The sequence below is a fragment of the Virgibacillus kimchii genome (genome assembly GCF_055379185.1).
In genome coordinates this window covers 1,730,412-1,753,534 of record NZ_AP043951.1, presented here as the reverse complement: position 1 = coordinate 1,753,534, position 23,123 = coordinate 1,730,412, and the positions used below count along the sequence as shown (strand labels likewise).

Annotated in this window: 22 protein-coding genes; 11 read left to right on the top strand and 11 right to left on the bottom strand. The window is 41.6% G+C overall.

The features are described 5' to 3' along the window. The first annotated feature begins 22 nt into the window (after positions 1-22). Both ACZ42C_RS08795 and ACZ42C_RS08790 read left to right on the top strand, forming a co-directional pair. Positions 23-1,111, top strand: coding sequence for a metallophosphoesterase (locus ACZ42C_RS08795; protein WP_461182224.1), 1,089 nt, complete (start codon positions 23-25; stop codon positions 1,109-1,111). A 156-nt stretch (positions 1,112-1,267) separates the two neighbouring features. Further along, the gene (locus tag ACZ42C_RS08790; protein ID WP_461182216.1) at positions 1,268-1,711 is read left to right on the top strand and encodes a VOC family protein; all 444 of its coding nucleotides are present in this window, start codon (positions 1,268-1,270) and stop codon (positions 1,709-1,711) included. A gap of 160 nt (positions 1,712-1,871) precedes the next feature. On the opposite strand, the gene ACZ42C_RS08785 is transcribed toward ACZ42C_RS08790, so the two are convergent. Next, positions 1,872-2,609, bottom strand: coding sequence for a DUF899 domain-containing protein (locus tag ACZ42C_RS08785; RefSeq protein ID WP_461182215.1), 738 nt, complete (start codon positions 2,607-2,609; stop codon positions 1,872-1,874). A gap of 417 nt (positions 2,610-3,026) precedes the next feature. Here ACZ42C_RS08785 and ACZ42C_RS08780 point away from each other — a divergent pair, with 417 nt between their 5' ends. Together ACZ42C_RS08780 and ACZ42C_RS08775 are read left to right on the top strand one after the other, a co-directional pair. Beyond that, on the top strand, positions 3,027-3,875 hold the full coding sequence (locus tag ACZ42C_RS08780; protein ID WP_461182214.1) for a DUF6597 domain-containing transcriptional factor: 849 nt from the start codon (positions 3,027-3,029) through the stop codon (positions 3,873-3,875). Positions 3,876-3,916: 41 nt separating this feature from the next. Next, on the top strand, positions 3,917-4,357 hold the full coding sequence (locus ACZ42C_RS08775; RefSeq protein ID WP_461182213.1) for a VOC family protein: 441 nt from the start codon (positions 3,917-3,919) through the stop codon (positions 4,355-4,357). Between the two features lie 363 nt (positions 4,358-4,720). Here ACZ42C_RS08775 and ACZ42C_RS08770 read toward each other — a convergent pair whose 3' ends face one another. The 7 genes from ACZ42C_RS08770 to ACZ42C_RS08740 form a co-directional block, all read right to left on the bottom strand. Then, complete coding sequence (locus ACZ42C_RS08770) at positions 4,721-5,203, bottom strand: methylated-DNA--[protein]-cysteine S-methyltransferase (protein ID WP_461182212.1); 483 nt, start codon at positions 5,201-5,203, stop codon at positions 4,721-4,723. Positions 5,204-5,502: 299 nt separating this feature from the next. Further along, positions 5,503-5,853, bottom strand: coding sequence for a type II toxin-antitoxin system PemK/MazF family toxin (locus ACZ42C_RS08765; RefSeq protein WP_461182211.1), 351 nt, complete (start codon positions 5,851-5,853; stop codon positions 5,503-5,505). Then, positions 5,840-6,091, bottom strand: coding sequence for an AbrB/MazE/SpoVT family DNA-binding domain-containing protein (locus tag ACZ42C_RS08760; protein ID WP_461182210.1), 252 nt, complete (start codon positions 6,089-6,091; stop codon positions 5,840-5,842). The genes ACZ42C_RS08765 and ACZ42C_RS08760 overlap by 14 nt, the downstream gene beginning before the upstream one ends. Before the next feature lie 453 nt (positions 6,092-6,544). Continuing rightward, positions 6,545-7,417: a metal ABC transporter permease gene (locus ACZ42C_RS08755; protein WP_461182209.1), complete on the bottom strand. Its 873-nt coding sequence runs from the start codon at positions 7,415-7,417 to the stop codon at positions 6,545-6,547. Further along, positions 7,418-8,341 (bottom strand): metal ABC transporter permease, encoded by a 924-nt coding sequence (locus ACZ42C_RS08750; protein ID WP_461182208.1) that lies wholly within the window; start codon positions 8,339-8,341, stop codon positions 7,418-7,420. It abuts the gene before it with no gap. Continuing rightward, positions 8,316-9,080 (bottom strand): metal ABC transporter ATP-binding protein, encoded by a 765-nt coding sequence (locus tag ACZ42C_RS08745; protein ID WP_461182207.1) that lies wholly within the window; start codon positions 9,078-9,080, stop codon positions 8,316-8,318. Before ACZ42C_RS08745 ends, ACZ42C_RS08750 begins: the two co-directional genes overlap by 26 nt. Before the next feature lies 1 nt (position 9,081). Further along, positions 9,082-10,041 carry a metal ABC transporter solute-binding protein, Zn/Mn family gene (locus ACZ42C_RS08740; protein ID WP_461182206.1) on the bottom strand — a complete coding sequence of 320 codons (960 nt, stop codon included), beginning with the start codon at positions 10,039-10,041 and terminating at the stop codon, positions 9,082-9,084. Positions 10,042-10,309: 268 nt separating this feature from the next. Between ACZ42C_RS08740 and htpG the strand changes: the two genes are divergently transcribed. Then, positions 10,310-12,196, top strand: coding sequence for a molecular chaperone HtpG (htpG, locus tag ACZ42C_RS08735; protein ID WP_461182205.1), 1,887 nt, complete (start codon positions 10,310-10,312; stop codon positions 12,194-12,196). A gap of 533 nt (positions 12,197-12,729) precedes the next feature. On the opposite strand, the gene ACZ42C_RS08730 is transcribed toward htpG, so the two are convergent. Together ACZ42C_RS08730 and ACZ42C_RS08725 are read right to left on the bottom strand one after the other, a co-directional pair. After that, positions 12,730-13,653 (bottom strand): patatin-like phospholipase family protein, encoded by a 924-nt coding sequence (locus ACZ42C_RS08730; RefSeq protein WP_461182204.1) that lies wholly within the window; start codon positions 13,651-13,653, stop codon positions 12,730-12,732. Positions 13,654-13,932: 279 nt separating this feature from the next. Next, positions 13,933-14,304, bottom strand: a complete 372-nt coding sequence (locus ACZ42C_RS08725; protein ID WP_461182203.1) for a carboxymuconolactone decarboxylase family protein — start codon at positions 14,302-14,304, stop codon at positions 13,933-13,935. Positions 14,305-14,508: 204 nt separating this feature from the next. Between ACZ42C_RS08725 and ACZ42C_RS08720 the strand changes: the two genes are divergently transcribed. Next, complete coding sequence (locus tag ACZ42C_RS08720; protein WP_461182202.1) at positions 14,509-16,098, top strand: glutathione ABC transporter substrate-binding protein; 1,590 nt, start codon at positions 14,509-14,511, stop codon at positions 16,096-16,098. 82 nt (positions 16,099-16,180) lie between these two features. On the opposite strand, the gene ACZ42C_RS08715 is transcribed toward ACZ42C_RS08720, so the two are convergent. Next, on the bottom strand, positions 16,181-17,653 hold the full coding sequence (locus ACZ42C_RS08715; protein WP_461182201.1) for a BCCT family transporter: 1,473 nt from the start codon (positions 17,651-17,653) through the stop codon (positions 16,181-16,183). 281 nt (positions 17,654-17,934) lie between these two features. Between ACZ42C_RS08715 and ACZ42C_RS08710 the strand changes: the two genes are divergently transcribed. The 5 genes from ACZ42C_RS08710 to ACZ42C_RS08690 all read left to right on the top strand — a co-directional run bounded on the left by ACZ42C_RS08710 (position 17,935) and on the right by ACZ42C_RS08690 (position 23,099). After that, positions 17,935-18,396, top strand: coding sequence for a flavodoxin (locus tag ACZ42C_RS08710; protein WP_461182200.1), 462 nt, complete (start codon positions 17,935-17,937; stop codon positions 18,394-18,396). Positions 18,397-18,550: 154 nt separating this feature from the next. Further along, positions 18,551-19,519 (top strand): N-acetylglucosamine kinase, encoded by a 969-nt coding sequence (locus tag ACZ42C_RS08705; RefSeq protein WP_461182199.1) that lies wholly within the window; start codon positions 18,551-18,553, stop codon positions 19,517-19,519. Between the two features lie 12 nt (positions 19,520-19,531). Then, positions 19,532-20,401 (top strand): MurR/RpiR family transcriptional regulator, encoded by an 870-nt coding sequence (locus tag ACZ42C_RS08700; protein WP_461182198.1) that lies wholly within the window; start codon positions 19,532-19,534, stop codon positions 20,399-20,401. Between the two features lie 180 nt (positions 20,402-20,581). Next, the gene (murQ, locus tag ACZ42C_RS08695) at positions 20,582-21,481 is read left to right on the top strand and encodes an N-acetylmuramic acid 6-phosphate etherase (protein ID WP_461182197.1); all 900 of its coding nucleotides are present in this window, start codon (positions 20,582-20,584) and stop codon (positions 21,479-21,481) included. 220 nt (positions 21,482-21,701) lie between these two features. Continuing rightward, complete coding sequence (locus tag ACZ42C_RS08690; RefSeq protein ID WP_461182196.1) at positions 21,702-23,099, top strand: ABC transporter substrate-binding protein; 1,398 nt, start codon at positions 21,702-21,704, stop codon at positions 23,097-23,099. Positions 23,100-23,123: the final 24 nt, after the last annotated feature.

The following is a 23,123-nucleotide window of genomic DNA, read 5'->3' as shown; positions in this document are numbered from 1 at the left end:
TTCTAAGAGGGGGATCAGGGGAATGATTCATACGGAATACATAGAATTGGATAAAACAAAGAGAATCATAGTAATTTCGGATATTCATGGAAGCTTAAAGCTTTTTCGGCGCCTTTTGGAGAAAGTCAATTACACAAAAGATGATTATTTATTCATCAATGGAGATCTATGCGAAAAAGGAAAGAATAGTTTAGAAACAGTGGAGTTTGTGCAAAAACTGACGGAACAATCCGCCAAAGTCTTTGTAACAAAAGGAAATTGCGATGTGTTGTTTCGGCATGTGTTTAATGGAAATGAAGGAATCATTCCCTATATGAAGAAGCGGGAACACTCGATATTAAATGAAATGCTGCAAAATCAAGAAAAATCCGTAGATGATTTTTCCAGTTTAGAAGAAATTGCTGCTCATTATCGTACGCACTATCACAAGGAAATACAATGGCTGGAATCCTTGCCAATTGCCTTTGAAACAGATGAGCACATAATTATTCACGCAGGCATAGAACATAGGAAAGACTGGAAGCAGACAGGTGAAATGTCGGCACTCCAGATGCAGGCATTCTATGAAAAAGGACATCAGGCCGACAAAACCGTTATTGTCGGACATTGGCCTGTAGTCAATTATCGATCAAATATAATCAGTTCCCATAACCCCCTGATTGATAAGGAAAAAAGAATGATTGCATTGGATGGCGGAAATCAAATAAAAAAAGAAGGACAGTTAAATGCATTAATTATTGAAAACGGCAATTATGATTTTGCATATGTGGATGAGTTAACAGATGAAAGAATTGTTCTAAAAGATTACATAGACACTACCAATAGCGCCGGCACAGTTACATATCCCAATTACGAAATGCGCAAGATCAAAGAAGATAAATATTTCACCCTTTGTGAAAATAGAAAATTAGGGTTGCGGCAATGGGTTAAAAATGAATATTTGATTACCGAAAATGATGTGACATGGTGCAGGAATGACTTAAGTACAACATTTTTATCGGTTGAAAAAGGTGATCACGTGTGGGTTGTTGATGACGCATGTGAAGGTTTTACACTGATTAAGAAGGCTGACGGAGAAATAGGTTGGGTACCTAAGAAAGTATTTGTATAATGGGCTTATTACATGGGACTCTGCATTTCATGCAGGAGTCTAATAAGTTATGCCTGATTTTTACAATACATAAAAATACAACCATGCTAAAATGTAATTCCATTGTTCATGAAAGTGATTGCCAAAATGAAGCATTAAACAGGGGGATAATATAAAATGAAACTGGATAATACTCGATTACTTGTTTCCAACTTCGATGACTGCCTCCATTTTTATCAGGAAATCCTGGGTCTAAAACTGACTTGGGGTGAGCGTGGCGGAAATTATGCAAACTTTGATGCAGGAGGGGGAAAAGTGCTTGGAATATTTAAAAAAGAATTAATGGCAGAGGCGGCAGGAACTGCAGATTTACCAAATAATAGATCGACACAGGACAATTTTGCCCTCATATTTGAAGTGGATAATCTAGAAAAAACAGTGAAAAAGATGAAGGAAAGAGGGGGCTACATGGAAACTGCCATTCAAAACAGACCGCTATGGGGAATACGTACTGCACATATACGTGACCCGGATGATAATCTGATAGAGCTGATCACGAAGATGGATGAGAAGGAATGGGATGAATCCTTAAAAAAAGAGCATCAAAAATATGAATCTTAATGAAATAATAATCTGCATAAGACCTGGAATACAGGTTAAAAAATGATGTGAGTGATTTGCATACTCACATCATTTTTTTAACTACTGGATTTACATCTGTTGTCCCCAATCAGTTTCTATATAATCGGATTGATTTTACTAATAGTTGTGTGGGTACTCGCTATTCATAGCGATCATGATGACGCCACCATTCATATGTTTTCGTTTGAACAGTCCCCTGTGGGGAGTCCTCCCACATCTCCTGCCTGCCATAAGGGGTAATATCCAGGTAACTCCAATTGCTTCCCAAATATTCTACGCCGCGTGCCCAAGTGGAATAGGTATGATATATTCGATTATTTTCCAGAAGAAAAACACTGTACCCATGTATTTCTCCGGCTTCTGTTGTTGCACCGAAGTCCTGGTTAAAATCAGTTGAATAGGAAGAATACCATGGAACTTCCCATCCCATACGTGCTTTAAACGGTTCTATTTTTTCCATAGGTGCCCTTGAAATTAGGATAAGTTTCGTGTTGCGAGCCTCTAAATGTGAAGGGTGTCCCATATTGTCCACTACCATTGAGCAACCATCGCAGCCTTCCTCCCATTCCGGGTCAAACATGAAATGGTATACTATGAGCTGCTTATAACCGGCAAATAAATCATGCAGGCTGATTTCTCCGTTTATTCCTTGAAATATATAATTCTTTGTTACTTCCACCATTGGCAAGCGGCGCCGCTTGGCATTTAGTTTATCCCGTAATCGGGTAAATGCTTTTTCTTCTTTTAGAAAAGCCTGATGGGATTCATTCCATTCTTCTCTTGATACGATTTTTCGGCTTGCTGTTTCTTCGGTATTTACCGTTATATTAGGTTTTGTATTGGATGAACAGCAGCTTTCATTCAGGTTATCAACCATTCATTGGTCTCCCTCCTAAAGATTCATTGTAATCATCCCATACATGGATTATAAAAATTTTCCCCTCCCTAAGCTTGGAAATTACATGGAAGAAAAACGACGAATCTGTTATAACGTTTTTAAAGGGCATACTTTTCCAGTCTTTAAGCAAATATAAGTTAAAGCAAAAAACGTAAATATCCTTCACTTCTTTTAACAAACAATGAATTTTCAATTATAAGTTAACATTTTTGAGAAAATTCCGCAAGTAGATAATGGGGAAATTTGAAACAATTGTTCACCTTAGACAAAGCTATATGGTTTTAATATTCTCATTCTATTAACCAATAAAAATAATGTTTGTTATAATGAACTAAATTAACTTATACTAATATGCACAACAAGTATAAGTGAATAGTACGTACAGAAGATCAGGTGATGGAATTGACCGATTTACATAAGCTTTTCAGTCCGAAAATAATGACAAATAAATACACAACCTACCGGGAGTATGAGCCAACGCATGCCTTAAAACCCTATATCCATTGCTTTTGGAGTTCAGAGGCGGGAAAGTATCCCACATCGTCACGTTATACCGATACGGTTATTCCCGATGGATGCAGCGACATCATTGTGGAATATAATACTGTCACAAAAGAATTCGACATGGTCTACTGCGGCATTTTTGATCATTATTTTCAGACCGGAGTAGCTTATAATCCATACCGTGCATACTTTGGCATACGATTTTTCCCGGGCGGTGCCCTTCCGTTTTTAGATCATAACCAAAAGGAATTTTCCAATGATATTATGGATATTTCCGTAATAAATGGATCGTTTGCCAAACTCATTGGCGAAAAATTGGTACATGCTTCGTATAATGCCGAAAGAGTGCAGATGGCTGAATCTTTCCTGCTCAAGAAATTGAGCAATAAAATTGGAAAAACGATATCCAATAGTGTTCTGAATAATATGCTTTACAGGATCTTCAGAAGTCATGGAAATATTTCTGTTCACCAGCTTTGCAGCATGGAATATACAGATATGAGGACTGCCAATCGCTTGTTTGATAGATGGATAGGTTTGAGTCCGAAGAAATTTTCCCAGATTGTCCGTTTTCAGTTAACCGTTCAAGCAGTGGTAAATAAAACAGATCCTTTAAGTGTGGTCAACCAATTTGGTTATTATGATCAAGCGCATTTCATTAAAGATTTTAAAAAGCGTCTGGGAGAAACACCATCTGCTGTGAAATTGTCCGATTTTTACAATACAGAAAATGAAAAGTAGAGTAATGTCCATTGTAGAAATATTAAAAAGGAGCTGTTTAAATGAATCGGCTAAATCTAATCACACTTGGCGTAAAAGATATGCTGGAATCACTGCAATTTTACCGGGAAGGACTGGGGTTTAATGTCCAGGTTTACGGGGATGAGAATGATCCGGATATCATCTTTTTCAACAACGGAGGGACAAAAATCTCTTTATATCCCATTAATGAATTGACAAAGGATATAAATGAAGAAAATCCGCCTGCAACTGGAAATGACTTTTCAGGGATCACCCTTGCCTATAACGCCAAGACAAAAGAGGAGGTAGATAATATCTTTGAGATTGCTGAAAAAACCGGGGCTAGTATCATTAAAATGCCCGAAATCGTTTCATGGGGAGGCTACAGCGGTTATTTTCAGGATCCAAATGGTTATTACTGGGAAGTGGCGTACGGGGAGAATTGGAAGTTTGATGAGAATGATATGCTGATTATTGAATAGCAAACCATAATAAAGAGGCTGGGACATTTCTAAAGTAATTTATTCTAAATACGAACAATAAATTAATCTAGCGGAGGAAATATACGTAGACTCCTGCGGGAAGCAGGAGATCGGTGAGACCCCACAGGGCGTCAGCCCGAGGAGGCTCACCACTCCCCCGCGGAAAGCGAAGTATATTTCCGGAGCGGGGTATAGGCGCTAATTATTATTGTTCGGCTTTTACCTTGATAAAAATACTTTTGTCCCAGCCCCTTTTAAAATATTATCAATAATTGATTACATTCTCCCATGTAAGCCTTATTCGTCGTTTTCTCTCTTTTTATCTGATCAACCAGCCAGTATTCCTGTTCATTTTTGATAACATTAAACAGCTTTCTCCTGCTCATGCTTCAGCAGCCATTCCTTCCTCCATAATCCGCCGCCATACCCTGTCAACTTGCCATTAGTCCCAATAACCCGGTGGCAGGGGATGATGATGCTGATTTTATTTTTTCCGTTCGCACTGCCGACTGCCCGTACGGCTTTTTCACTGTTTACTGCGATGGCGATATCCCGGTAGCTTCCAGTTTTTCCGTAGGGGATTTCCGTCAGGGCGTTCCATACTTTTTTCTGAAAAGCAGTTCCCTCCAATACATAGGGAATAGAAAAGGTTTTTCGTTTCCCTTGAAAATAATCATCCAATTGGGAGCTGCATTCATGCAATAAAGCTGGATGGCTTTCATCCAAAGTTGTTTCAATTTGCTGCTTGTCCGTAAAATTTAATTCATAAATGGCATCGGCTGTGCCATGAATTTCCAAAATCCCAACCGGAGAATCATAATCAAATGTGAAAAATGTTTCTTTCATCTCGATCACTCCCATGCTATAAAAATGTTATACTTATTTTAGCAGATTTCACATAACAATGAATGTAAATTTCAACAAAATATCATTATAATGAAGTAAAAGTAGGGGGAAAGCCCCAATGGTTGGCTTTTCACCGTGAACAGCTAAAATCAGTTTGTGTTTGCCACGGGTAAACCGGAGTACGGCGGGAGACAGTTATTGCTTCTCACTGGTTTTTTGCATATTCCCTTTAAATAATAAAAAGCCACGTTCCTTATTAAGGAAATACGTGACTGTACTTTATCTCCGTTAGGACAGGCTTAACCAAACATAATTGATTCTAAAATTCCCATTACCTGATCGGTCACTTCCTGTGGTGCTTCTTCAACAAATTTGTACCTTCTCGCTTTCAAATCAAAGGTTTTTACTTGATCTGTAAAAACCTTTCCGTGTGTTTGCATTCCTTCAGGCAGTTCAACAAAGAAGGCCCAATCTCTGGATGTACTTGTAATAGGACAAACCATGGTTACGGTGGAAATCTCATTATAAATCTGTTTGGATACTACGATTGCCGGTCGTCTTCCAGCTTGTTCGTGACCACTTTGAGGATCAAAATCACATATAATGATATCCCCCTGCTTTAAAGATACACCCATTTTAAAATTGTTCATCTCCTGCCCTGCCTGTTTGAATTTCTGCTGGAGAATACTGTGTTTTTGCTTCAGCAACCAGTTCATCCAGCGAATATTTTTCTCTGGTTATTTTTTTCGGTTCAATGATTAAACGCTGATTCATGTAATCTACAGTTACTTCCAGAGGTGATCCGTTCTCAATATTGAGGGCTTTTTTCCATTCGCTTCGAATAGTCACAGCTGAACTATTCCCTTGCTTTTTCAAGGTTGTTTCCATTATTTCTTTCCTCCCTCTAAATCGTTTCTTCTCTTTCATTATATCATCACCTTTTGTTAATGTACATACGAATGTTCATACATATTATACGTAATTTTCACCATTTGATGAACGTTTTATCAATAAAATACACCAGCAATGTGCAGATTTTCGTGTTGCTTTTGGATATTGTTAAAAATTAGGTTAGATTTACCGAAGTATAATGAATATGCGAATTTCATTTTTTAAATGAAAAAAACCGATGAAGATAGCCATAATTTTCACCGGTTTTTTTGCATTTTTATTTACCGTTCAGTTCTGATAAACCTAAACTGCATCTCAGGTACATGACTTCGTTAATTTCCTCAGGTTCCATACCATAGGAGCTTTCTCAGGAACAGACATGATGATTTCTGCAAGCTTAGATACAAAAGACACAAATTCTCAGGTAACCGACTTACCTTAAAATCCTTTCTAAACAACTTCTGCAGGCCGTATCCACTTCCCGATCATCCCATGTTTCGGTGCACATATAAAACTCACCAGGAATATCAGGCCTGTGGCAAACGCCATGGATCCGGAAATGGAGGTATCTATCCAGGCTGCAATATAATAACCGGCCACCGCAGCCATTACACCAAATGAGCCACTGAGCACAAGCATCAAGGATAGCCTATCTGTCCATAGGTAGGCTGAGGCAGCCGGGGTAATCAGCATCGCAACCACCATAATGGCACCGACAGCGTCAAAGGAAGCCACCGTCGTAACGGAGACGAGACTCATAAATAGATAATGCATGAACATGACCGGGATTCCCAGGCTTGCTGCCAGTTTTGGGTCAAAAGAGGTTATTTTCCATTCTTTATAAAAAGCAATAATGAAAAACAGCACGACGATAAAAGCGAATCCCAGCATGGCAGTAGCCTGCGGGACCTGGCCGACGACCGGCAGTACCACGGTATTCCACGGAATAAAAGTTATTTCACCCATTAAGGCATGCTGGACATCCAGATGGGCATTTCCAACACTGGTGGCTATCAGAATGACGCCAATCGCAAACAGCGTCGTGAAAACAATTCCCATGGAAGCGTGATGTTCAACGCCAAGGGAGTGCAGCCATTGTACCAGAAACGCCGTAACCAGACCGGCCACAATAGCACCAATTAATATGGGGGGGCCGCTCAGCTGCCTGGTAATAAGAAAGGCAATGACGATCCCGAGCAGCACGGTATGACTAATAGCATCCGCCATCATCGCCATTTTCCTCAAAATGAGAAACACACCGATCAGGCCGCAGGTGAGTCCTACCAGAGAAGCTGTTAATATAATCCAACCTGCATACGTCATTTAATTCACTCCCTTAGATGAAACATGGGTGTTAACCTTTTTATAGCCCATGTGCTTTTGATAATGCTTAAACTGCAGAAACCTGATCAATATACCCTTTTCCTTCCCAAAAAGAAGGGAGATCGTAAATATGGATGCAGCAGTAACAACGATAAATGGACCTGTCGGCCAGCTGCTTCCCATGGAGCTGATCAATGTGCCGCCAGCCCCTGCAATTCCGCCGAAAGCAGCAGACAATAACAGCATCCAGTGAAATGTTTTGCTCCAATAACGGGCGCTGACCGGCGGAATAATCAAAAGTGCTGCAATCAGTATCACACCCACTGCCTGAATACCGATGACAATAACAGTTACGAGGAGCAACATATACAGGCTGTTCAGGGTTTTCAGGGAAAACCCGGATCCTTTAGCAAAGGAAGGATCAAATAAAAATACCTTCCACTCCTTAAAAAGCAGATAAATAAGAAAAATAACGACGATACTGAGACCGATCATCGTATACATATCACTTCGCACCATGGAAGCAGCCTGACCGAAAATAAAATTGTCCAGTCCGCTCTGGTTTCCACCTGCTGTCCGGTTTGCGATCGTCAACAGCATAATGCCCAACCCGTAAAATACGGATAAAATAATTCCCATGGAAGTATCTTCGGTAATTCTAGTGGAAGCACGGATGGTTTGGATGAACCAGGCACCAATAAATGAACTCACAGCAGCCCCACTGATAAGAACGAAAGTTTGTTTTTCACCGGCCAGTAAAAATGCGAGAACAACTCCCGGCAGTGCAGCGTGGGCAAGCGCATCACTCATCAAGCTGTGTTTTTTCCAGTAGGATAGACAGCCGACGAGCCCTGCTGCAATTCCCAGCACCAATGTACTTATAAGAACCCATTGTAAGTTACTGCTTAACAACAGTGCGCTCATCAGCCTGCTCCTTTCCCATCCAGCGCATATTGCCTCCATATGTCCGGGCAATGTTGTCCCTGGTGAATACTTCCTCTGTTTTTCCATAATGCATAACGGTCCTGTTCAATAAGAGAACCGAATCAAAATAATCCTCTACTGTCTGCAAATCATGATGAACGACCATTACCGTTTTTCCGCGGCTTTTCAATTCTTTCAAGATGTTCATGATGGCCCGCTCGGTCTGCGCATCCACACCGGCAAGGGGTTCATCCATGATGTAAAGGTCTGCATCCTGTACAAGGGCCCGCGCCAGAAATACCCGCTGGCGCTGTCCCCCGGAGAGCTGACTGATTTGCCTGTCAGCATACATCTCCATTCCCATTTTTTTTAATGCTTCATATGCTTTCTCTTTATGATGCCGGCGGGGACGTCTGAGCCAGCCGATTTGCCCATACAGCCCCATGGTGACGACATCGATAGCGGTTGTAGGGAAATCCCAGTCGACCGATCCACGCTGTGGAACATAACCAACCCTTTTTTTAACTTTTTTAAAAGGTTTTCCGAAGAACTTCACTTCACCGGAAAGACGGGGGTGAAGTTCCAGTATCGTATTTAAAAGGGTGGATTTTCCCGCCCCGTTTGGTCCAACGATTCCCGTCAGTGTTCCTTTTTCTATTTCAAACGTGACATCGTAAAGGGCGGTATTTTTACGGTAAGCCGCAGCGAGATTCTTTACCTGGACGACTTTGTTCTCCACTTTAATCAGCCTCTTTTCCTGTTAGTGCTTCATAAATAGTATCGACATTATATTTATACATACCTATATACGTTCCTTCTTCTGTACCTTCTTCACCCATGGCATCAGAATACAATTCTCCGCCAAGCTCCACTTCAATCCCCCCGTCCTGGGCTCCTTCAACGACTGCCTGTATGGCATTGTCATTCACACTTGTTTCCACGAAAATAGCTGGAACTTCATGTTCTTTAATAATATCAATCGTATCATTAATATCGGAAATGCCAACTTCTGAATCTGTACTCAAACCCTGGAGACCGATGACTTCAATATCATGAAGTTCTCCGAAATAGCCAAAAGCATCATGGGCAGTTACCAGCACCCGCTGCTCCTCGGGAATGTCCGAGATTTTTTCAGCGTGCTCCCTCAACTCTTCCAATTGCGAAGTATAGTCGTTCCAATTTTCCTCAAAATAATCCGCATCATCCGGAGCGTATGCTTTTAATTCTTCCACCGCATGATATAATGCTTCCTCCCACAGGTTATAATCAAACCAAATATGCGGATCGGTCACGCCCTCTTCCTCTTCCAGAAGTTGGTCCCGGGGGATAGTTTCTCCCAATGCAAGCACAGGTTTACTTTCGGATATTTCATTAAAGATTTCTACCATATTTTCCTCTAAATTCAATCCATTATAAAATATCAGGTCAGCCTGATCGATTGTGCTGATATCTCCCTGTGTTGCCTGATATAAATGTGGGTCCACGGAAGGTCCCATCAGGCTGGTTACCTCCACCCGGTCACCACCAACAACGGAGAGCGGCTCACCAATTTGAGCAATTGTCGTAACAATATTGATTTTTTCTTTGTCATTCTGGTCTGCCGGATCAGACTCTGTTTCGTCTTCAGCACCGCATGCTGCAAACAAGAAGATCAAACTAAGTATAAAAATATTCCCCAATGTTTTACCGAATACGTTCATTTTTCCTTCCTCCTCAATTGTTTCCCTGGGGCAAATTATTCGTTAGTACTAAATTTAAAGGTTTTGTTTTCTTCTGTCAAGTGTTTTTTACAAAGAACAATATTTTTCCCCGGGTAAACTTTATGGTTATATGTGTATGAAATGAATGCGTGGGTGTTACCACAAATTTTTAGGAGGAAACCGGGGATTCAAGATTGACTTATTTTGACCAATATGGTATTTAAAATAGTGGAAGCTAATTTAAATCGGAGTAAGGAGAGTAGAAATAATGGAGAAAAAAGCGTTTCAGGCAGAGTCCAAACGATTATTGGAAATGATGATTAACTCGATTTATACGAAGCATGAAGTATTTTTGCGCGAGCTGATTTCCAATGCCAGTGATGCGATTGACAAAATATATTACCGGGCATTGACAGATGACGCAATCAGCTTTGACCAAAGCAAGTACTACATTAAAATAGAGCCGAATAAAACGAACCGTACGCTTACGATTTCTGATGCAGGTATCGGGATGACCAAAGAGGAAATGGAAGAAAACCTCGGTACGATCGCTCAAAGCGGCTCTTTTGCATTTAAGAAAGAAAATGAAATTAAAGACGGTCATGATATCATCGGCCAATTCGGTGTTGGTTTTTATGCTGCTTTTATGGTGGCGGATGTTGTCACGGTAATCAGTAAAGCACTGGATTCGGATCAGGCGTATAAGTGGGAGTCGGAAGGTACGGAAGGTTATACGATTGAACCATATGACAAGCAGGAGACAGGGACAGAAATCATACTGAAGATCAGAGAGAATGAAGAAGATGTTGATTTTGACCAGTTTTTGGAGGAGCACCGCCTGCAGGAAATCGTCAAAAAGTATTCCGATTTTATCCGCTACCCAATTCGGATGAACGTCACGAAAAGCAAGCCAAAAGATGATGACAGCGATGAATATGTGGATTATACAGAAGAAGAAACAATTAACAGTATGGTTCCGATTTGGAAGAAAAACAAGAGCGAGCTGACAGATGAGGATTATGAGAATTTTTACCGTGAAAAGAACTATGGGTTTGACAAGCCGCTCAAACATATGCATATCAACGTGGATGGAACCGTCCGCTATAACGCTATTTTATACATCCCGGAGAATGCGCCTTTTGATTTTTATTCCGCGGAATATGAAAAAGGGCTGGAACTGTATTCCAGCGGCGTGCTGATTATGGATAAATGTGCGGAGCTGTTGCCCGACCATTTCAGTTTTGTCAAAGGAATGGTTGATTCGGAAGATCTGTCATTAAATATTTCGAGGGAAATGCTGCAGCATGACAGACAGCTGAAAGTGATCGCCAAGAATATCCAGAAGAAAATTAAGAGCCAGCTGGAAGGCATGCTGAAGAATGAAAGAGAGAAATATGAGAAGTTTTTCGATGCATTTGGCAGACAAATCAAGTTCGGTGTTTACAATGAGTTTGGTGCCAATAAAGATGTGCTGAAGGATCTGCTGATTTTTTATTCGTCCACAGAAAAGAAATTGGTATCCTTAAAAGAGTATGTTTCCAGAATGCCGGAGGATCAGAAATATATTTACTATGCAGCAGGGGAGTCCAATGAGAAAATTGAGCGCCTGCCGCAAACGGAACTGGTAGCCGATAAAGGATACGAAATTTTGTATTTTACCGATGAAATTGATGAATTCGCGATCCGAATGCTTATGGAGTATGACGGGAAGGAATTCAAATCGGTATCAAGCAGTGATTTGGGCATAGACGAAGATGAGGAAAAGGAAAGCAAGGAGCAGGAAGAAGAGAATAAAGAATTATTCAGCCATATGAAGGATGCATTAAAAGGAAAAGTAACTGACGTTGTAGTATCCAAGCGGTTGAAGTCTCACCCGGTATGCTTGTCTGCAGCAGGCGATGTGTCCGTGGAAATGGAAAAAGTGCTGAGTGCGATGCCGAATAATCAGAACATCCAGGCGGATAAAGTATTGGAAATCAATACAGATCACGACATTTTTCCATCGTTGCAAAAAGCATTTGAAGAGGATAAGGAAAAATTGGATCTGTATGCTAATCTGCTCTATAACCAGGCCATGTTAATCGAAGGATTGTCCATCGATGATCCGGTGGCATTTACGAATGATATGTGCAAGGTGATGGTGGAAGCAAAATAAATTAATAGGGGGGAGCAGCGATGTGCGTTTGCTCCTCTTTTTTAATTTAGCCGGGTAGATTTATATACCATACAGCTCACCAATGGTATGTGATTGATCGGGAAAGTAAAAATGACGTACCATACGGGCCGCCAATGGTGCGCCATTGAGCATGAAAGCTAAAATGACGTACCATACGGCTCGCCAATGGTGTGCCATTGAGTAGGAAAGCTAAAATGACGTACCATACGGGCCGCCAATGGTGTGCCATTGAGCATGAAAGTAAAAATGACGTACCATACAGCTCGCCAATGGTGTTTGATTGAGTAGGAAAGCTAAAATGACATACCATACGGGCTGCCAATGGTATGTGATTGAGCATGAAAGTAAAAATGACATACCATACGGGCCGCCAATGGTGTGCCATTGAGTAGGAAAGCTAAAATGACTCGCCAATGGTATGTGATTGAGAAGAAAAGCTAAAAAGACATACAATATGGAATCCATGCCATGTTTGCAGATCCCGGGTCCCATCGGTCAAGTCTTGAGCATTTTCACGAAGGTAAATTCTCACTTTGTCTTCTGTTTATAATATGTTTGTTAAAATCCCAGGTTTCCATAAATGTGGCAGCTGCAGCGTAACCTGCTTTATAAAGCGTATCAATTTGGCTTTTATTCAGGTCGAAATCGGTAGCGGCGATGTCACCGGCAGGTATCTGAACAGTCCTTTCTTTGGAAATGGCATCCAAATGTCTCAAATCATGGGCCTGCAGCATTGTTCGGAAGATATTTTCAAATAAATGCAGGGGAGATGGAATGATGGTGTTACCGATGATTTTTTCTTTCGTAAAATGAAATCCAATGGTTGGGTAGCGGGGATTTTTCTCATCAAATATCCATATAGGAAAATTACTGAGCAGACCGCCGTCCAATATATAGGATTTTTTTCCGTTTTTCCCCTTCCATATAACAGGTCTGTAGAAAAAGGGCATGGAGGTGCTCATCATTACTGCGTTGGAAATAGGAACGTCTGACGGGGACATACCATATCGTGGCAGATCATCAGGGAAGATAAGCATCTTACCATAGGAAATGTCGGACGCAATTATTTTTAATTTGCCTTCAGGGAGGTCAGCAAAGGTTTCAATTCCTTTATCTGCAAGAAGTTCATCAACTAATGACGCAAGATAATTATTTTTATACATTCCCAGAGAGAAAATCAGCTGTACAAGGTTTCCAATTAAAGGGATCCGGTTGACAAATGTCCTCCCGCGGAATCGGGAAAAATCCATTTGTTCCAAAACCTGTCTGATTTCATGGCTTTTATAACCTGCAGCCAATAGTGTCGCAACGACAGCGCCTGCTGAAGTTCCGGCAATCCGCATCCATTCAATATTATTTTTTTCCATTGCTTCAATCGCTCCCGCAAATGCCACACCTCTTATTCCGCCTCCTTCAAACACTGCATCAGCCTTCATTTTGATCATCCCTTATTTGTAGTTTTTAAGCATTTTAGTGTTAACAGGTATACTCTATTATATCATTGAGGTTATAGATTACACATGGGGCTGCCGGCCTGTTTTTCATCATATAAACGATTCGTTTATATCTGTACCATGCAGCCAGTTTGATCTACATATGTAAAGGTGATGAAACTATTATCCCAAATAAAAAGGATCCCCGGTTAGGGAGGATCCACACCCATCTTTTTTTCTTACGTGTAGGGGGCCATAGAAACACTTCTGCATATCCAATGGTCAATGGGTCTGTTGATTGTAATGGTGGAATGTATCCAATGCCAGTGTAGCACCTTGTGCCAACGCCGCACCACCGCCTAAAGCTGAGCTGATGGCAACGACTTCCATAAATTCTTCCTCTGTCGCCCCATTTTCCACAGCGCCTTTTGCATGGTACATAATACAATACTCATCCTGGGCATAAATACTAATACCAAGTGCCGTCAGCTGCTTTTGTTTTTTATCCAGGGTGCCTTCCTCAAAGCATGCCTCCGTAAATTCAAAGTAACCCTGCATCACCTTAGGTAATTTTTTGCTTAGCTGGCTGCTCCCCTGTTTATAATCCATAATAGACTGGTCGAAATAATTTACCTCTTCTTCATGGAATTCCATACGTAACACTCCAATTCTTGTTAATTTTTCCTAGTTCTTATCCTTTATTATTATTGTGAAATATATACATGAAAAAACCGGGGAAGTGAATGGTGTAAAAAATAGTATGGTAAAGCTATAAGTTTGACTTTAGCTTATTGTCGTAGTTAGAATAGATAAGGTTGATTAATCATATATACTTAGTAGGGTTAAAGGAGGATTTCTATGAAAAAATATATGCTTGGCCCCGTTTTTCTTGTCATATTACTCATTTTAGCGGCTTGTGCAGATGAGCCGGAACCGGTGGAAGAAGATGAAGTTGATAATGGTGAAACAGAAACCGTGGAAGATCATTTGGTCGTTGATATTGCATCAGATCCCGTTTCGCTTGATCCGCACGCAGCAAACGACGGCAATTCCCTGTATGTGATGAACGCGATGTATGATACTTTGGTTACACTCGATACCGATTTGGAATTGCAGCCTGCCTTGGCCGAAAGCTTCGAACAGCTGGAGGACACTGTGTGGGAAGCGAAAATCAGAGAAGATGTGACATTTCATGATGGATCCGAATTAAATGCAGAAGTGGTAAAAGCTAATTTGGATCGTGTTTTGGATCCGGAAATGGGCTCACCGCTTGCATTCCTTTTCGACATGATTGAAGCCGTTGAAGTAACCGATGAATATACCGTGGAAATCACGACAGCCTATCCTTTTTCTGCGCTGCCGCTTCATCTGGCACATCCAGGCGGACATATGATCAGCCTCGAGTCCATTGAAGCTGATTATGAAGCCGTGGAAAATGGAGAAGAACCTTTTGCTTCCGTCAATGAAAATCCCGTTGGTACCGGTTATTTTAAATTTGATGAACGCTCTTCCGGAGCACATGTCACCCTGGTAAAAAATGAGGACTACTGGGGGGAAGAAGCCCAGGTGGATTCCGTTACTTTTCAAGTGGTACCGGAGGATTTAACAAGAGTTGCTGAGCTCGAAACCGGTGATGCAGATATTATTTATCCGGTGAACGCCAATGATATGGAGCAAATTGATAACAATGAAGGAACCCATGTTCACCAATCCGACAGTTCCAATCTGACTTATATCGGAATGGATACACAGCGGGAGCCCTTTAACGATGACCGTGTGCGTCGTGCCGTAGCCATGACCATAGATAACGAGGAAATCATTGAGGGAGTAACCGACGGTGTTGCTTTAACCGCAGAAGGACCGTTGGCACCGACAGTGATTGGTTATAGTGATGCCATAACACCAATGGAGCATGATTTGGAGACAGCAAGAGAATTGTTGGCTGAAGCAGGCTATGAGGATGGATTTACGGCAAGTATTGCAGTGAATGACCGGACAACTTCAGATATAGCTACCATTGTCCAGGCTCAATTAAGTGAAATAGGTATTGATCTTGATATAGAAATGATGGAGACAGGAGCCTACCTGGAAGTAACAGCCAATGGGGAAATAGATATGCATGTCGGCAGTTGGGGAACGGTAACCCTTGATGCCGATTACGGGTTGTACCCGATGTTCCACTCGGAAAATGCCGGCGCTCCAGGGAACAGGTCGTTTTTCAGCAACACGGAAGTAGATGATTTGCTGGATCAGGCAAGACAGGAGACAGAGGAAGAAGTAAGAATGGAATTATATGAAGAAGCACAGCAAATTATTATTGATGAAGCTCCGATCGTACCAGTTTATCATTCCGTACTTCTGGCAGGTTTACGGGATGAAGTAAATGGATTTTATCAATACCCGAGCAGTTTTCCATTTTTGAGAGATGTTTCTTTGGAAGAAAATTAATCTTTTTAAGTAAGCTTGATATAAAGGCTGACAGGACATCGAACTGGGGATGTCCTGTCAGTCTTTTTTTACGAAATTATTTCTAATCTCTTTTGACAAACCGATAAATCGAAACAGCCATGACGAACATTAATAGTAAAAAAGGTAAGGCGGAAATGATGGCCATTGCTTCCAGACCGTCCAGTCCTCCGCTGAAAAGGAAGGAAGCGGCAATTCCGGCAATAAGCAGCCCCCAGGTAATGAGGACAGAATTTTTTGGGTAAAGATCCCCTTTGCTTGCAAATACACCTAGCACATATGTGGCTGAGTTTGCTGAGGTGACAAAGAAAATTGTTATAATGATCAGGGTTGCTATATTTAATATCAGGCTGAATGGCAGGCTGTCCAGTACCATGAACAGGCCGGCTTCCGGAAGATCGGCAACTGTTCCGGCTATCCCGGCCTCCTGCTCATGTTCCAAGTGCAGACCGGTTCCTCCGAAAGTAACAATCCAGACGAGGGAAGCGAGGGCTGGAACAAACAATACACCGAATACAAATTCCCTCAATGTTCTTCCTCGGGAAACACGGGCAATAAATGTACCAACGAACGGGCTCCAGGAAATAAGCCATGCCCAGTAAAAGAAGGTCCACTCGCCCAGCCATTCATTATTCGTATATGGTGTGGTTTCAAAGGTTAGCGAAACAAAGCTGGATACATATTGGCCAGTCATTTTAATAATGTTTTCGCCTAAAAACACTGTTGGTCCGAGCAGAAATACGACAATCATTATAATAGCTGACATGGTTAAACCAATTATACTTAAATAAAGCATTCCCCGATTAATTCCCGTGACGACCGATGTTAAGTAGAAGGCGGTAATGACTGCAATGATGATTAATTGTAGAGAGATGTTATTTTCCAAGCCAAACACTTCGGATAAACCACCGGCCAGCTGAACAGTGCTTAAACCAAGAGTAGTAGCCACACCAATTGTCGTAATAATAATGGCAAGTATGTCGATGGTATGTCCGAGGCGGCCATACACCCGGTCTCCGATCAACGGATAAAATACGGAACTGATCAGCCCCGGTAAATCCTTTTTGAATTTAGCAATAGCCAATCCCAATGCAATAGTGGCATAGATCGCCCATGGATGGACGCCCCAATGAAAAATACTATACAGTAAGCCGGCTTCCGCACCTTCCCTGGTTTCTGCTTCAACACCGGGAGGGGGTTCCACATAATGGGATAATGGTTCTGCCACTGCCCAAAACAAAAGGCCCACCCCCATGCCGGCACCAAATAACAAGCCAATCCATGAATAGTAATTATACTCCGGCTCATCTTCATGCTTTCCCAGTTTCACATTTTTATATGGTCCAAAACCGAGGTATAAGCAGAAAATCACAAAGATAGCCGTTCCAAGCACATAGATGGAACCGACTGTTTCATTGATGAACGTAACCAGACCTGTCAGTGTTTCCACCAAAGGTCCCGGAAAAACAAAACCCCAAACAGTAAAAATCAATATAATGATAACAGGAATTTTATTTACCAAATTTAATTTTCGCAAAATACTTCTTATACCCGCATCCCTCCTGCAAGTAAGCTATATACTCTTTCTACTCTACCCCGTATCGACATAAACAAAACAGACATATTATTGAAAATTTAGAATTGAGGGGTCAGACCCCATTTGCGGCATGGGAGAGAATATTCGGAATTGAGGGGTCTGACCCCTTTGCCATTACTTTGTCACATATGCTTGTGTTGATGCGTTGAAATCGGTTGTTGTTATCCTTTAAAATGAAAGGAGGCAGTCTATGATAGTCTGTTTCTTATGGAGGGAATCGTATGATGAATAAAATTCTCGTTGTTTATGCCAGCCAGACGGGTAATACCGAGTTAATGGCTGAATCGATGATTGCATTGCTGGAACATAATAAGATAGATGTCACAACGAAAACGTTTGATTTCGATCCAATAGATGTGGAAGAACTTGCAGCATACGATGCTGTGCTGATTGGAACCCACACATGGGATGACGGGGATCTGCCCTATGAAGTGGAAGATTTCTATGAAGAACTGGAAGATGTGAATATAGAGAATCATTTATTTGCCGTCTTTGGCTCCTGTGATTCCTTTTACGACACGTACGGTGGAGCCATTGATCTAATGGGGGAAAGGCTGGAGGAGCTTGGTGCCAGGGTTGTCAGCCCGTGGCTGAAGGTGGACCTGGAACCAAATCAGAACGATATAAAAGCTTGTGAGAACCTGGCCGAAAGGGTTATGCTTCATATCGCCGAAAAAGTTTAGAAGCTGGTATCATCAAGCCAATTAAGAGAAACGTTATATATTTTTATATATAACGTTTTTTAATTAAAATTTAATTTCAGAAAATACTTGTAGTATGCTTGAAAAATCTATATTCTATATAGTAACAGATGATCCGAATGAGGAGGAGCGGGGAATGGAATATGTCATCGGCATTGACGGCGGGGGCACGAAGACAAAGGGGTTGCTTGCAGATGAATACGGTAATGTCTTGGCCGGTGCAACTGTCGGGCCGAGTAATCCGAATGTAGTGAAAGAAAAAAAGCTTGCGCATGTGTTTCAACGTTTATTTTCTGCCCTGAGACAAAACAGTAACAAACTGGAGAAAATAAATATTACCCTGTTTGCAGGTATTTCCGGTGCGGGTAACAGTGAAAACGAAAAAATATTATTGGAGATAATAAAAAAGCATGTACCCGCACAGACGGCCATCAAAGTTGAAACCGATGCAATTAACGCGCTTTATGCCGGCACCTGGGGAAGACCCGGCATTGTGCAAATCTCCGGCACAGGGTCGATTACCTTTGGCAGAAATGGCTTGGAAAAGGAAGCCCGGGTTGGCGGCTGGGGCTACTTATTCGGGGATGAAGGAAGCGGGTATGATATCGGAAGAAGAGGGGTAGCTGCTGCACTGAAGGCTTTTGACGGCCGTGGGGACCGGGATACGAAGCTGCTGGATATGCTGTATGCCCATTTTCAGGTGGATCACCCGCAGGACCTAATCCGCCAGGTATATACTTCACCATCACCGAAAAATGAAATTTCCCCCCTTGCTGAAATTGTTTTTCAAGCCTATAAACAAAATGACAGGACAGCCCGGAAAATTATTGCCCAAACAGTAGATGACTTAGCTTTAAACATAACTACATTAATGGAAAAACTTTTCTCGCCGGATGAAAAAACGATTGTCGTTTTGTCGGGCGGCATCTTTCAGGAAAAAGAAATCATTCCTGCACTGCTGCAAAATAAATTGGATGCCTGGACAAACCTGACTTTATGTCGGCCTCAAATGTCTCCGGCCGGTGGAGCTTTAATCGGGGCATATCTGATGAAAGAAAAACGAATCAATGAAACTATGATTAACAATATAATCCATACTGAATGAGAAGGTGATCGTATGTCATATGTAAAAGGCGGTCTGGTTATTTTAAAGGAAATGATCAACAGTTTGCCACCGTCAGAAAGAAAAATAGCCCAATATATTTTGGACAATCCGGAAGAAGCGATATTGCAAACAGCTTTAACTCTGGGGGAAAACAGTAATACAAGCAGTGCTGCAGTCATCCGCCTCTGTAAATCCCTCGGGTTGAGCGGTTTTCAGGAATTGAAAATACGGGTAGCGGGAGATCTCCAGGCAGAAGAGGATACAGAATACCGTGATATTGAACCTAACGAAAACTTCAAGAACATTATGAATAAAGTGACGTCAAATACCATTCAAACATTAAGGGAAACGATGGACTTGATGAGTGAAAAAAATCTTGCCGATGCTGTTTTCGCCTTATCCAAGGCAAAATCCATCCTGTTTATCGGTGTGGGTGCATCGTTTATCGCAGCAAATGATGCAGAACAAAAGTTTTTACGGATAAATAAGAATGCCTATGCTTTTTCCGATGTTCATATGGCTGCTACTTCAATTGCAAATAAAGGGGAAGAAGACGTGATCGTCGGTATTTCGTTTTCCGGAAATACCCGGGAAATTGCCAGATTGCTGGAGTTGGCCAAACAAAAAAATTGTACAACCATCAGTATTACTAAGTATGGAAATTCACTTGTCAGCAAGTGGACTGATATTTTATTACATACATCGGCTGCCAAGGAAGCAACTGTAAGAAGCGGTGCTACATCATCCCGGATTGCCCAGCTTCATATCATTGATATTTTACTGATGAGTCTTGCTTCGATGGAATATGAGCAAACAATTGAGCACTTGGATGAAACGAGAAAGGCAGTCAACTTCCTGAAAGGAGAAAAAATGAATGAATAACATCCATGGCTGGAATACATTAAAACTGAAATATTATTACTAAAATGTAAATACTATGTTGACAAAAAAATTCATAAAGTCTATAATAAAATCAAATTTCACATAGTATAATAGTATGAATGAAAACGCTTTCTATTGAGGGAAAAGTAGGTATTTTAGTATGAGGAGCCAAACTTGCATATGAAATTATCTAAGCTGATGACTGAACAGAGAAATCCGAATAGTATGAACATGGATGAGATGTCCACGATGGAAATGTTAACGATGATTAATAAGGAGGACAAAAAAGTTGCCCATGCAGTGGAAGTGGTGCTTCCCCAGGTAAAAATCGCCGTGGAATCCATTCAATTTGCTTTACAGAATGGTGGAAGATTGTTTTACGTTGGAGCCGGTACGAGTGGAAGAGTCGGTGTGATGGACGCATCGGAATGTCCTCCTACATTTATGACACCGCCGGAGATGGTTCAAACGGTGATGGCCGGAGGAAAAGGCGCTTTTTTCCAGGCAGTGGAAGGTTCTGAAGATCATGAAGTGAAGGGGGAAATGGATGCTAAGGAAAAAGGGGTGACCAATAAGGATGTCGTAATCGGAATAACTGCAAGCGGAAGGACACCTTATCCAATAGGCGCTTTAAAGTACGCCCGAAAATTGGGAGCATATACCGTGGCTTTGTCTTGTAACAAGGATGCTGAAATCAGTCAAGTTGCCGACTGTCCCATCGAAGTGATAGTCGGGCCGGAAATTTTAACCGGTTCCACAAGAATGAAAGCTGCTACGGCGCATAAAATGATATTAAACATGATTAGTACAGCCACCATGGTGAAACTTGGCAAAGTTTATGAAAATCTAATGGTGGATGTTCATGCAAGTAACTACAAACTGAAAGAACGGGCAAAAAGAAATATTATGGAGATTACTAAAGTGTCTTATAAAAAAGCAGAAGAAGTGCTGGAGCAGACAAATCATGAAGTAAAACCGGCCATCGTTATGATTGAAGCGGGTGTTTCCGTGGAGGAAGCTAAAATCGCCATTGCCAAAAATAACGGCTATGTAAGAAAAGCAATAGCTTTTTTAACGTAGAAGCACCATTAATAGTTTAATAGCGAGACGGGATATTCGTCCCGGTTGGATAAACCGGCGGAGAATCTCTGCTTTAAACAGCTATTAATGTGTTTCATATATTTTTTCGAGTGAAAAAGTTTCAAATTTCAAACTTTATCACTTGTTCTGCAGCAAAGGCTCTTCGCCTGGAAGGGGCGAGGCCGTCAATTTGCTGAATAATTCAAAGGGGGAAAATAAAGTGAAGAGAATGTTTGATGGCAAACTATTATTATTGTTCATTGCCATGTTTTTGCTGGCATTTGTCGTTGCTTGTGGGGGTAACGGAGACACGGAGGAAGCAGGAACAGACGCAGGAGATACAGAGGGTACGGAAGACACGGAAGATACAGATGATTCCTCTGATGAAGGAGAGGAAGCATCCGGGGATGGAGAGATCTCAGGTGACCTGGAGATCCAGTACTTTGTAGGAGGATATGGAGACTCCTGGTGGAAGGAAGTTATCGCAGACTTTCAGGAGGAATATCCGGATGTAAATATTATTGAACATGCCGGGCCGAATATTAACGATGAAATGAGGTCCCGTTGGGTTGCCAATGATCCGCCTGATGTTGTTTACATTGATGGTGCCGGTTCCAGTGAGACCCAGATGGTGGAAGATGGACAATTAATGAATCTGGATGAATTTGTTCAGGATATAGAACTGGAAAATGGAGATGCCTTGTTGGACAGCTTCATTGTCGAGCCAGCCACCTACGACGGAGAGATTTATTCATTGCCATTGGTATTCGATACTTGGGGCACATGGTATGACCGTGCATTGTTTGAAGCGGAAGGATATGAAGTGCCTACCGATTTTGAAAGCTTCATGAATTCCATGGAAGAAATTAAAGAAGCAGAGGGTATTGATCCATTTGTAACTTCCGGACAACACCCCTATTATTTCCTGCGCGGCATGCTGAATCCAGCATTCGGTGCTGCAGGGGGAGATGAATTGCTGGCCGATGTTACTACCGGTGCAGAAGGTGCCTGGACAAGTGAGCCTGTGGTGGAAATTATGGAAAAAGTAGAGCGGATGGCGCAGGAAGGAATGTTTGATTCCGGGCTTGGTGCATTGAACCATACGCAATCCCAAATGAACTTCCTGTTACATGATAATGCGTTTGTTACGGTTGGATTCTGGCTGCCAAATGAAATGGAAGGTGACATTCCGGATGGATTTGAATTTGGTTTTATCCCTTCCCCAATGCAGAATCCGGGCGAACCATATGCCATTGTTCCGGATTTACGTCCGTTGGCGATAGCAGAAAATGCGGAGAACCCGGAAGCGGCAAAGGCTTTTGTGGAATTTGTCTTCACCAGGGATTATGCGATGTCGTTCTCTGAACATACTGGGGCTATTATGAATCTTACAGATGTTGATTTATCGCAAAGTGATGATGTTCCGGTCTATTTGACAGAAGCAAATGAAATGATTAATGATCCGGATCAAGTGCAAATTTACCATATGCCTCATCCGATGAGTGCAGACCTGGAACAGCCGATTGGGGATGCATTAATGTCTTTAATGCTTGGAAATATTACAGCCGAGGAGTTTGTGGAAGCTGCAGAAGAAGCAGCAGCAAATTATCGCAATTAGAACATGTGTGAGTAGAATGAAAAA

What these genes read in the sequence shown, in the direction of transcription:
- ACZ42C_RS08780 (WP_461182214.1), top strand. Translation starts at nt 3,027, where the DNA reads ATGGAATTGACCGATTTACATAAGCTTTTCAGTCCGAAAATAATGACA.
- ACZ42C_RS08710 (WP_461182200.1), top strand. Translation starts at nt 17,935, where the DNA reads ATGATGAATAAAATTCTCGTTGTTTATGCCAGCCAGACGGGTAATACC.
- ACZ42C_RS08730 (WP_461182204.1), bottom strand. Translation starts at nt 13,653, where the DNA reads ATGAAGGCTGATGCAGTGTTTGAAGGAGGCGGAATAAGAGGTGTGGCA.
- ACZ42C_RS08700 (WP_461182198.1), top strand. Translation starts at nt 19,532, where the DNA reads ATGTCATATGTAAAAGGCGGTCTGGTTATTTTAAAGGAAATGATCAAC.
- ACZ42C_RS08750 (WP_461182208.1), bottom strand. Translation starts at nt 8,341, where the DNA reads ATGAGCGCACTGTTGTTAAGCAGTAACTTACAATGGGTTCTTATAAGT.
- ACZ42C_RS08765 (WP_461182211.1), bottom strand. Translation starts at nt 5,853, where the DNA reads ATGAACAATTTTAAAATGGGTGTATCTTTAAAGCAGGGGGATATCATT.
- ACZ42C_RS08790 (WP_461182216.1), top strand. Translation starts at nt 1,268, where the DNA reads ATGAAACTGGATAATACTCGATTACTTGTTTCCAACTTCGATGACTGC.
- ACZ42C_RS08705 (WP_461182199.1), top strand. Translation starts at nt 18,551, where the DNA reads ATGGAATATGTCATCGGCATTGACGGCGGGGGCACGAAGACAAAGGGG.
- ACZ42C_RS08785 (WP_461182215.1), bottom strand. Translation starts at nt 2,609, where the DNA reads ATGGTTGATAACCTGAATGAAAGCTGCTGTTCATCCAATACAAAACCT.
- htpG (WP_461182205.1), top strand. Translation starts at nt 10,310, where the DNA reads ATGGAGAAAAAAGCGTTTCAGGCAGAGTCCAAACGATTATTGGAAATG.
- ACZ42C_RS08795 (WP_461182224.1), top strand. Translation starts at nt 23, where the DNA reads ATGATTCATACGGAATACATAGAATTGGATAAAACAAAGAGAATCATA.
- murQ (WP_461182197.1), top strand. Translation starts at nt 20,582, where the DNA reads ATGAAATTATCTAAGCTGATGACTGAACAGAGAAATCCGAATAGTATG.
- ACZ42C_RS08770 (WP_461182212.1), bottom strand. Translation starts at nt 5,203, where the DNA reads ATGAAAGAAACATTTTTCACATTTGATTATGATTCTCCGGTTGGGATT.
- ACZ42C_RS08755 (WP_461182209.1), bottom strand. Translation starts at nt 7,417, where the DNA reads ATGACGTATGCAGGTTGGATTATATTAACAGCTTCTCTGGTAGGACTC.
- ACZ42C_RS08725 (WP_461182203.1), bottom strand. Translation starts at nt 14,304, where the DNA reads ATGGAATTCCATGAAGAAGAGGTAAATTATTTCGACCAGTCTATTATG.
- ACZ42C_RS08775 (WP_461182213.1), top strand. Translation starts at nt 3,917, where the DNA reads ATGAATCGGCTAAATCTAATCACACTTGGCGTAAAAGATATGCTGGAA.
- ACZ42C_RS08760 (WP_461182210.1), bottom strand. Translation starts at nt 6,091, where the DNA reads ATGGAAACAACCTTGAAAAAGCAAGGGAATAGTTCAGCTGTGACTATT.
- ACZ42C_RS08740 (WP_461182206.1), bottom strand. Translation starts at nt 10,041, where the DNA reads ATGAACGTATTCGGTAAAACATTGGGGAATATTTTTATACTTAGTTTG.
- ACZ42C_RS08720 (WP_461182202.1), top strand. Translation starts at nt 14,509, where the DNA reads ATGAAAAAATATATGCTTGGCCCCGTTTTTCTTGTCATATTACTCATT.